The organism is Roseateles asaccharophilus (assembly GCF_004362405.1).
Taxonomy (GTDB): domain Bacteria; phylum Pseudomonadota; class Gammaproteobacteria; order Burkholderiales; family Burkholderiaceae_C; genus Kinneretia; species Kinneretia asaccharophila.
In genome coordinates this window covers 466,530-475,303 of sequence record NZ_SNXE01000003.1, presented here as the reverse complement: position 1 = coordinate 475,303, position 8,774 = coordinate 466,530, and the positions used below count along the sequence as shown (strand labels likewise).

The window sequence follows — 8,774 nt, the reverse complement described above, 5'->3', positions numbered from 1 at the left end:
TCGCCTTCTTCTTCAGCATGGCGCGCAGCCGACGCCGAACTCCGAAGCTGCGGCGCAGTTCCTTGGTCGCCAGGACGTGCTTACCCTGCTGCGAAGCGCAAAGCGATGAGCCGAAGTGCGCATAACCCTTCGTTGCACCCGACGTGCGCCAGCCGGCTTCGCCGCCTGCCGCCCGCGGGCGAACTCAAACGTTGGGCGCAGCAGGTCGCAGTCCAAGCCGACGCCGCTTCACGGGGCGGCTTCATTCCTGCAGTGGGCCGAAAAGCCCACACAGACCACCCCTCCAGGCTCCGATGCAAGTCGAACACAGAGTCACGGTCGCAGCCTCTGCTGCGCGAGTCTTCAGCATCTATCGCGAAGTTGAGCGATGGCATGAGTGGGATCCAGATACCAAGAGTGCGACCCTGGATGGACCATTCGAAGTCGGCAGTCGCGGGACGCTGACGCCGACCAAGGGACATGCGGTCCCGATGATCGTCACTGAGCTCAAGCCGGACAAGTGCTTCACGGTCGAGTCTAAGATCCCGCTGTTCAAGATGGTGTTCGAGCATGAGCTCGAGACGTCGGAGCAGGGAACGGACGTGATCCACAGAGTCACGTTCTCGGGCCTGTTGTCGTTCGTGCTGGGTCCGATGCTGTCCAAGCAGCTGAACCTGGGGCTTCCAGTGACGCTCGGGCGATTGAAAGCGCTCGCCGAGTCACATGGTGCGGCCTAAATCCCCGCTCGAAAGTGGACCATCCGCGGCAGGCTGCCCGGGCCGCGAGCGACCCAGGATGTATGCTGCCTCGGGCGGTCCATGCGCCCTGCCGCGGCCAGCGGCCGAGTTCAGACCTTGACCGCAAACCAGCGAGGATCGCCATGCTCCAAGGTTCTTGTCACTGCGGGCGGGTTCATTGGCAATTCGACGGAATGCCGGAGTCCGCCACCGCCTGCAATTGCACGGCATGTCGCCGCTATGGTGTCCTGTGGGCGTATGGCTACCAAGACGAAGGCGTCCAGGTCACGGGCGCGACCAAGGCCTATGTTCGAGGCAACTCACTGGGCTTTCACTTCTGCCCCGAGTGCGGCAACCTGGCCTACTGGCGTTCCCTGGAGCCCAACCAGGAAGGTCGCCGCCGGATCGCCGTGAACCTGCGACTCACCGAGCCTGGGCCCATTGCGCATCTACCGATCGACCACTTCGACGGGCTGGACACATGGGAAGACCTGCCGCGCGATGGGCGCTGCATTCGCGACCTCTGGTTCTAGCGGGTGCGTAGCGGCCAGCCTCGCGCTTGCGCTTGCTGCAGTCCGGCCCATCCGGTTTGCGCTTGGCGGGATGAGCGTGCCGAGACAGAATGCCCGCGACGCCTTTCAATTCAACGATTCACACCCATCAGGAGACGCCCTGTGTTCAGTCATGTCATGGTCGGTACCAACGATATCGAGCGCTCCAAGCGCTTTTACGACGCGGTGCTCAAGGTGCTGGGTGCCGGTGAGGCGCTTGAGAACACCAACAAGACCGGGCAGCGTCGGCTGTTCTACCGGCATGAGGGGGTCACGTTTTGCGTGAGCGAGCCCCTAGACGGCCAGCCCGCCACGGCCGGCAATGGCAGCACCATCGGCTTCAAGTGCAGCTCGCCCGAGCAGCTGCGCGAGTTTCATGCGGTGGCGGTCGCCCATGGCGGCACGGCCATCGAGGAGCCGCCCGGCCCGCGTGCCGGTCCGTCCGGTGAGCTGTACCTGGCGTATGTGCGCGATCCGGATGGCAACAAGCTCTGCGCGCTGCACCGACCCAAGGCTTGATGGGCGGCTGAAGGCCCGGGCACGTCGGGCACGCATAGTCCCATGAGCAAGACCAAGTCCGGTCGCGCGCCCTCGCCATAGATCCCTTACCGGAGCCCGCCCATGAGCCGCCCGCCCTTGATCAATCTCGACGAGGTGGTCTTCACCGATATCGAGGAGAACGGTTTCTACACCTCGCGTCGCGCCCAGTTCAGCGCCGGCATTGGGGCACGCCAGCTGGGCTACAACCTGACCGAGCTGCCGCCGGGCAAGGCGCAGTGCCCCTTCCACGCGCACCGCGCCGAGGAGGAAATGTTCCTGATCCTTGAGGGGGAGGGCGAGCTGCGCTATGGCGAGCAGCGCTACCCGCTGCGCCGGCACGATGTCATCGCCTGCCCTACCGGCGACGCCTCGACGGCGCACCAGATCATCAACACCGGCAGCAGCACGCTGCGCTATCTCGCGCTGTCCAATCTGTCGGACATGGAGGTCTGCGAGTACCCGGATTCGGGCAAGGTCGGGGTGCATGCCGATCAGCCCGCCGGCCGCGGACTGCACAAGATGTTCCGCGCCGAATCCACGGTGGACTACTACGACCGCGAGAGCACCGAGGCAGGGCCGGACCCGAAGCGCTAGCTAGCCGACCGCCGGCGCGCCGGCTAGCATCGGGCGCACATCCAACAGGGGAAAACAGATGTTCCAGCAAGGTCTCGTGGTCTTTGCCAAGGACAAGCAGCGCGTTTCTGCCTTCTATCAGCAGACCCTGGGTCTGGTGCTCGAGGCCTCGGACGGCGAGCACGATCTGCTGCGTGGCCAGGGCTACGAGGTGGTGGTGCACAGCATTCCGCGCCAGTACGCCGCCGGCATCCGCATTGCCGAGCCGCCGCAGCCGCGCGAGGACACGCCCTTCAAGCCGACCTTTGTGGTGAGTAGCCTGGCGGATCTGCGGCGCGCGGTGGAAGCCACAGGCGGCCATCTCAAGCCCGAGGCCGGCGCCTGGCATTTCAGGGGCCATACCGTGCTGGACGGCTGGGACCCTGAGGGCAATATCGTGCAGTTCAAGCAACGGGACGCGGGCTGAGGCAGACGGCGGAGCCCGGGAGAGGCCGCTGCCGCCGCATGCTGCGCTGGCTCAGCCCAGCCGCTGGGCCAGCATCTCCTTGAGCAGCTCTCGCTTGATGTGCTGGTGGCTCAGGCCCTCGCGCTGCCACCACCAGCCCGCGTCCAGCATGGCCTGGGCGGCTGCCACGAAGCGGGGCAGCAGCTCCTGGTCGAACAGGGCCTCGTCGAAGTCCAGGCTGAAGATCATGCGGCCCGTGCCCACCCAGGACAGCCACAGGCCCTGGCGGCGCAGATAGAACTGCAGCATCCAGTGGTAGCGCGAGGGCTGGGTGTAGAGCACGGTCCAGATGGAGGCGAGCTGGCTCACGCGCACCGGCGCGCCGATGGCGGCCAGGGCGTCGTTGAGCCGCGCTGCGCGCGCGGCCTGGATCGCGTCCTGGTTCTCGTACAGGGCCTGCACCTCGGGGCGCTGCAGCCGGTCCAGAAAGCTGGCCATGGCGCCCATCACATAGGGGTGGCTGTTGAAGGTGCCGCGCGCAAAGCAGAGGTCAGCCGGGCGCGCTTCCTTGAAGCGCTTCATCAGCGCGGCCCGGCCGCAGAGCACGCCCACCGGTAGGCCGCCGCCCAGGGTCTTGCCGTAGGTGACCATATCGGCCTGCACGCCGAAATACTGCTGCGCGCCGCCGGGCGCCAGGCGGAAGCCCACGAAGATCTCGTCGAAGATCAGCACGATGCCGCGCTCGCTGCAGACGGCGCGCAGCTCGCGCAGCCACTGGGCGTAGGCCTCGCGGCTGATGCCCCCGGCGCGGCGTGAGCCGTCCACCAGGGTGGAGTCGCCCGGCGCGGGGCTGTTGGGGTGCAGCATCTGCAGCGGGTTGACCAGCACGCAGGCGATGTCGCGGCGGCTGCGCAGCACCTGCAGGCTCTTGCTGTCCATGTCCTTGAGCGTGTAGGTGTCGCGCGGCGGCTGGGGGTTGCCGGGGCCGGGCTGCACATCCTCCCACCAGCCGTGATAGGCCCCGCAGAAGCGCACCAGATGGCTGCGTCCCGTGTGGTAGCGGGCCAGGCGCACGGCCTGCATCACGGCCTCGGTGCCGGACATGTGGAAGCTCACCTCGTCCAGCCCCGAGATCGTGCGCAGCCGAGCCACGTTCTCGGCCACCAGGGGGTGGTAGGCGCCCAGCAGGGGGCCCAGCTCGGCCACGCGGGCGCTGCCCTCGGCGACGCAGGCCTTGTAGAACTCGTGGCCGAACACGTTCACGCCATAGCTGCCCGAGACATCCAGCCAGCGCTGGCCGTCCAGGTCACGGATCCAGGGGCCCTCGGTGGCCTGCACAAAGCTGGGCAGCTTGAGGTGCTGGCGCAGATAGGGGCTGAACTGGAAGGGCACCCGGTAGGCGCCGGTGAACTGCAGGTCCGAGATGCCCTCGCGCGCGGCCTCGGTGGCGGCGATGGAGCGTGGGTGCGCCTGGGCCAGGGCCTGGGCCAGGGCGCTGAAACCCTGGCGGCGACGGGCCTGCACGGCCTCGGGCGCGCCGTCGGCGGCAAAGAAGCGCGCCTCGTCATAGGCATAGCCCGGGATCAGGCCGGCAATGCGCTTGGCCATGCGCGAGTGGCCGGCCAGGGAGCGGTGCTTGGCCCGCGAGAGCTGCAGGCGGCGCCGCAGCTTGGGGATCAGCCCCGCCAGCAGGGCGGCGCCCAGGGCATAGAGGGGCAGGGCGTGGGTCAGGGTCTCATCCATATGGCGGTCACAGAAGAAAAGCAGACTCGTATCTGTAACCACTGCCTTTGACGCTCTGATGAAGCTCGCACTCTGGCGTGACCGCTTGTTGCAGCAGGAAGACCTAAACTTCCTGCTGACCAACCGCATCCCGCGTCTGACCCTGACCCGGTTGGTGGGCTGGTACAGCCGCATTGAAAGCCCCTTGCTGACGCGCTTTTCCATCGCCGTCTGGCGGCTGTTCACCGATCTGGACCTCAGCGAGGCGCGCCAGCAGCGCTTTCGCAGCCTGCAGGACTGCTTCATCCGCGAGCTCAAGCCCGGCGCCCGCCCCCTGGCGGCCGAAGCGGATGCCATCCTGAGCCCCTGCGACGCCATCGTGGGCGCCTGCGGTGCGGTGGAGCATCAGGGCCAGGTCTTCCAGGCCAAGGGCTTTCCCTACACGGTGGGCGAGCTCTTTGGCGATGCAGCCCGTGCCGCCCCCTACCGCGGGGGCCAGTTCGTGACCCTGCGCCTGACCTCGTCCATGTACCACCGCTTCCATGCCCCGGCCGATCTGAGCCTGGAGCATGTGACCCATATCGCGGGCGACACCTGGAATGTGAACCCCATCGCGCTCAAGCGGGTGGAGCGCCTGTTCTGCCGCAATGAGCGCGCCGCCATCCACGCCCGCCTGCCCGATGGCCGGCCCATCGCCCTGGTGGCGGTGGCGGCCATCCTGGTGGCCAGCCTGCGCCTGCACTGCCTGAACCTGCTGCTGCATGTGGACTATCCCGGTCCACACGAGCTGCCGGCGCAGGGCGAGGCCCGCCGCGGCGAGGAACTGGGCTGGTTCCAGCAGGGCTCCACCATCATCGTCTTCCTGCCACCGGGCTTTGAGCTGGCCGTGCAGACGGGTCAGCGCCTGCGCATGGGGGAGGTGCTGGCGCGCCCCTAAGTCAGCCGCTGCGGCTTACACTCGCTGCACCATGGATCTGATGGAAGCCCCCGCCGTCATGGACATCGAGGCCTCGGGCTTTGGTGCGGGCAGCTATCCCATCGAGGTGGGCTTTGTGGCCCCGAGCGGCGGTCCCTTCTGCAGCCTGATCCAGCCCCTGCCCGAGTGGCGGCACTGGGATGCCAAGGCCGAGGCCCTGCACGGCATCAGCCGCGAGATCCTGTACAGCAAGGGGCGCTCGCCGCTGTGGGTGGCGGCCGAGCTCAACCAGCGCCTGGCTGGCCAGATCGTGTACTGCGACGGCTGGGGCCATGACTACAGCTGGCTCGGCCGGCTGTTTGACGCGGCCGAGCTGCAGCCGGCCTTCCGCCTGCAGGACATCCGCGTGCTGCTGTCCGATGCGGAGGCCGCGCAGTGGCATGAGCTGACCCAGACGGTGCGGCAGGAGCAGCAGCTGCGGCGTCACCGCGCGAGCACCGATGCCCGAGTGCTCCAGCTGTCCCTGCTGCGACTGCGTTCGGGGGACGGAGCGCCGGCTCGCAAAGAGCCGGGCAGCCGCTGTGCGCCCGATCAGCCCTCCATGAGCCCGCCGCGGTAGCGGCCGCGGCCGGCGCGCTTGGCCTCGTAGAGCCAGGCATCGGCCTGCGTCACCATGCGGGCCAGGTCGGCGCTGGGGCCGGCGCACACGCAAAAGCCCAGGCTCACGCCAATGTCCAGGCTCAGGGTGTCGATCAGATAGGGGCGCGCCACGGCCTGCAGCAGCTTGGCGGCCACGGATTCGGCATTGGCCACGCTGGGAATCTCGGGCAGCAGCACGGCGAACTCATCCCCGCCCAGGCGCGCCACCAGATCCTGCTGGCGCAGTACATGGCGCAGCCGCCCGGCCACGGCCTGCAGCAGGGCGTCGCCCACGGGGTGGCCGTGCAGATCGTTCACCGCCTTGAAGCGGTCCAGATCCATATAGATCAGGCAGCACAGACGCTGGCGCTGGCGGGCGCGCTCCAGGGCGTCGAGGGCGCGCTGCTCAAAGCCCGCCCGGTTCAGCAGCTGGGTCAGAGGGTCGGTCTGCGAGGCGTCCAGCAAACGGGCCTGCTCGGCCCTTTCTTCGGTGATGTCGCGTGCCACCCAGACCATGCCGGCGATCTGTCCGTCGTCGAGCTGCAAGGGGGCGTAGCGCACCTGCAGCAGACGGCGCTGCTGAAAGTCGGCACTGCGTTCCAGCGTGAGAGTCTGGCCGGCCAGGGCCGCCTCGATCTGGGGCAGGGCCCGTTCATACTCCTCGGGGCCCAGCATCTCCTGCACCGAGCGTCCGATCCAGTCCTCGCGCTGCATATTGAACTGCTGCTCGTAGGCCCGGTTGCAGAACAAGAGGCGTTGCTGGCGGTCCAGCACCGCAATCATCAGCGGCACCTCTTCGGCCACGGCCTTGAGGGTGGCCTCGCTGCGTTCGCGCTCCTGCTGGGCCAGAACCTGCTCGGAGACATCGCGCAGCAGCACCGAGACCATGCGCACCTGCTGGCGGGCGTCCCGATGGACCAGCACCGTGCAGGACACCGGCACGAGCTGACCCTCATGGTCCAGCACCGTGCTGCGCCCCTGCCAGTGGCCCTGGGCCATAGCCTGCTCGGGCAGGGCGGCGAGGAAATCGCGGGCCCGCTTCTCGGGGTCGGGCAGGAAGCTGCGGTAGTCATGCTCGGGCAGGACGGCCTGGGCTTCCAGGCCCAGGCGCAAGCGGCCCGCCGGATTGAGATAGACCATGCGACCGCGTGCATCGAACTGGGCGATGCAGTCGGGCGTCTGTTCGAAGATGGCGTGCAGGGTGAGCTGGGCCTCCTGCTGCAGCTCGCGCTCGGTCACGTCCTCCACCGTGCCCACCACGCCGTCCTGCCGACCGCCGACGATCAGGGGCGCGGTGTGGATCTGAAAGCGGCGACGTTGCCCGTCCGGCAGCAGCACGCGGGCGCTGAGGCTGTCGCATTCGCGCTGGCTCATGCGGGCCTGCCAGCGCTGGCGCACGCCCTCGCGTTGCGCCTCGGGCACGAGCTTCAGCCAGTCCCAGCCCTGCAGTGCTCCCTGGATGTCGTGCAGGCGACGGTAGCTCTCGTTGGCGTAGCGCAGGGCGCCGCTGGCGTCGCAGCGAAACAGCCCCAGGGGCAGGGCATCGCTCATGGCGGCCAGCATGGCCTCGCGGTCCCTGGCCTGGCGCTGCAGCCGGTCCAGCATCACCGTGATCACCACGGCCAGCAAGGTGATCAGCAGGCTGGCAAAAAAAAGCAGCTGGCTGTGCTGCCGATGCTGGATCTGGGCGGCGTCGCGGCCCTGGGCCAGCAGCAGCTTGAGGCCGTAGTCATCCAGGCTGCGAAAGCTGACCCGGCGTTCCAGGCCATCGGAGGCGCCGCCACGCGATACAAAACTGCCGTGCGCGCCGCTCAGGCGCTCGCGGCTGCCGGGCACGGTGTCGTACATGCTGCGGCCGATATAGCCCTCCAGCATGGGATAGCGCAGCAGACCCAGGCCATCGCTGCGCAGCAGGCCCAGGGCCCCCAGCTCACCGCGGGCATAGGGCTTGAGCAGGCTGACGAGGCGGTCGTGATCGATCACGGCCAGGAGCAGCCCCAGCTCGCCTTGGTGGGCGCTCATGCGCATGAACAAAGGCAGCTTGAGCGGCGCGCCGGGCTGCAGTCGCAGTGGCTCACCGATCTGCAGCACATGGTCGGCATGGGCACGCTCGCGCAGCGCGCCGAGCTGTGCGGGCGGCAGTTGCACAAAGGACTGCGCGTCCAGCGTGGGCAGACGGTAAAAGCGTCCCTGCTCATCCCCCACCATCACGTCGACGATCTCGCGCGAGCTGCTGCGCAGGGTTTCGGCCAGCTGGGCCAGGGAGGCGTCACGCAGGGGGGCGTCGGGCGCGCGCGTCAGCAGCCAGAGGTCCAGGGTGCGCAGATTGCTCTCGGCATCGCGCAGCACGCTTTCCAGCTGTGTGGCGGCGGTGACGGCGGCGGCATCCAGCTCGCGCCTTTGGTCATCCAGCAGGCGCTGCGGGTAGACGAGTACAAACCAAGCCACCACGCCCCACATCATCAGCAGGCTCAGGCCCAGGGCGATGTAGCGCCCGGCATCTTGCAGGCGCAGATGGGGGCGCCAGGCCCTGGAGCTGGTGGATGGCTGGTGTTCTTGGCCGACTTCTTGCGCCATAGCCCCGATTTTGCCCTCGGTATCGGGGCGGTAATCGTGCAAAAAGAAACAGCCCAGGCCGCGGCGTTGATCGCGGGCTGGGCTGCCGGAGTGGC

At 68.0% G+C, this 8,774-nt stretch carries 9 protein-coding genes; 7 read left to right on the top strand and 2 right to left on the bottom strand.

Features of this window, described 5'->3' with window-relative positions; translation table 11 throughout:
• Nucleotides 1-293 precede the first annotated feature (293 nt).
• From DFR39_RS10055 to DFR39_RS10035, 5 genes are all read left to right on the top strand, one after another.
• The gene (locus DFR39_RS10055; RefSeq protein ID WP_133603411.1) at nucleotides 294-716 is read left to right on the top strand and encodes an SRPBCC family protein; all 423 of its coding nucleotides are present in this window, start codon (nucleotides 294-296) and stop codon (nucleotides 714-716) included.
• Between the two features lie 143 nt (nucleotides 717-859).
• On the top strand, nucleotides 860-1,249 hold the full coding sequence (locus tag DFR39_RS10050; protein ID WP_133603410.1) for a GFA family protein: 390 nt from the start codon (nucleotides 860-862) through the stop codon (nucleotides 1,247-1,249).
• Nucleotides 1,250-1,390: 141 nt separating this feature from the next.
• Nucleotides 1,391-1,786, top strand: coding sequence for a VOC family protein (locus DFR39_RS10045; RefSeq protein WP_133603409.1), 396 nt, complete (start codon nucleotides 1,391-1,393; stop codon nucleotides 1,784-1,786).
• A gap of 102 nt (nucleotides 1,787-1,888) precedes the next feature.
• On the top strand, nucleotides 1,889-2,401 hold the full coding sequence (locus tag DFR39_RS10040; RefSeq protein ID WP_133603408.1) for a cupin domain-containing protein: 513 nt from the start codon (nucleotides 1,889-1,891) through the stop codon (nucleotides 2,399-2,401).
• Between the two features lie 58 nt (nucleotides 2,402-2,459).
• Nucleotides 2,460-2,846 carry a VOC family protein gene (locus DFR39_RS10035; RefSeq protein ID WP_133603407.1) on the top strand — a complete coding sequence of 129 codons (387 nt, stop codon included), beginning with the start codon at nucleotides 2,460-2,462 and terminating at the stop codon, nucleotides 2,844-2,846.
• A gap of 51 nt (nucleotides 2,847-2,897) precedes the next feature.
• Here the strand turns inward: DFR39_RS10035 and DFR39_RS10030 are convergent, their stop codons facing one another.
• Nucleotides 2,898-4,568 (bottom strand): aminotransferase class III-fold pyridoxal phosphate-dependent enzyme, encoded by a 1,671-nt coding sequence (locus DFR39_RS10030; protein ID WP_133603406.1) that lies wholly within the window; start codon nucleotides 4,566-4,568, stop codon nucleotides 2,898-2,900.
• Nucleotides 4,569-4,626: 58 nt separating this feature from the next.
• Here DFR39_RS10030 and asd point away from each other — a divergent pair, with 58 nt between their 5' ends.
• Both asd and DFR39_RS10020 read left to right on the top strand, forming a co-directional pair.
• The gene (gene asd / locus DFR39_RS10025; RefSeq protein WP_133603405.1) at nucleotides 4,627-5,484 is read left to right on the top strand and encodes an archaetidylserine decarboxylase; all 858 of its coding nucleotides are present in this window, start codon (nucleotides 4,627-4,629) and stop codon (nucleotides 5,482-5,484) included.
• Nucleotides 5,485-5,515: 31 nt separating this feature from the next.
• Nucleotides 5,516-6,082 carry a 3'-5' exonuclease gene (locus tag DFR39_RS10020; RefSeq protein WP_246030770.1) on the top strand — a complete coding sequence of 189 codons (567 nt, stop codon included), beginning with the start codon at nucleotides 5,516-5,518 and terminating at the stop codon, nucleotides 6,080-6,082.
• Here the strand turns inward: DFR39_RS10020 and DFR39_RS10015 are convergent.
• Nucleotides 6,055-8,679: a PAS domain-containing protein gene (locus DFR39_RS10015; protein WP_133603404.1), complete on the bottom strand. Its 2,625-nt coding sequence runs from the start codon at nucleotides 8,677-8,679 to the stop codon at nucleotides 6,055-6,057. The genes DFR39_RS10020 and DFR39_RS10015 overlap by 28 nt on opposite strands.
• Nucleotides 8,680-8,774: the final 95 nt, after the last annotated feature.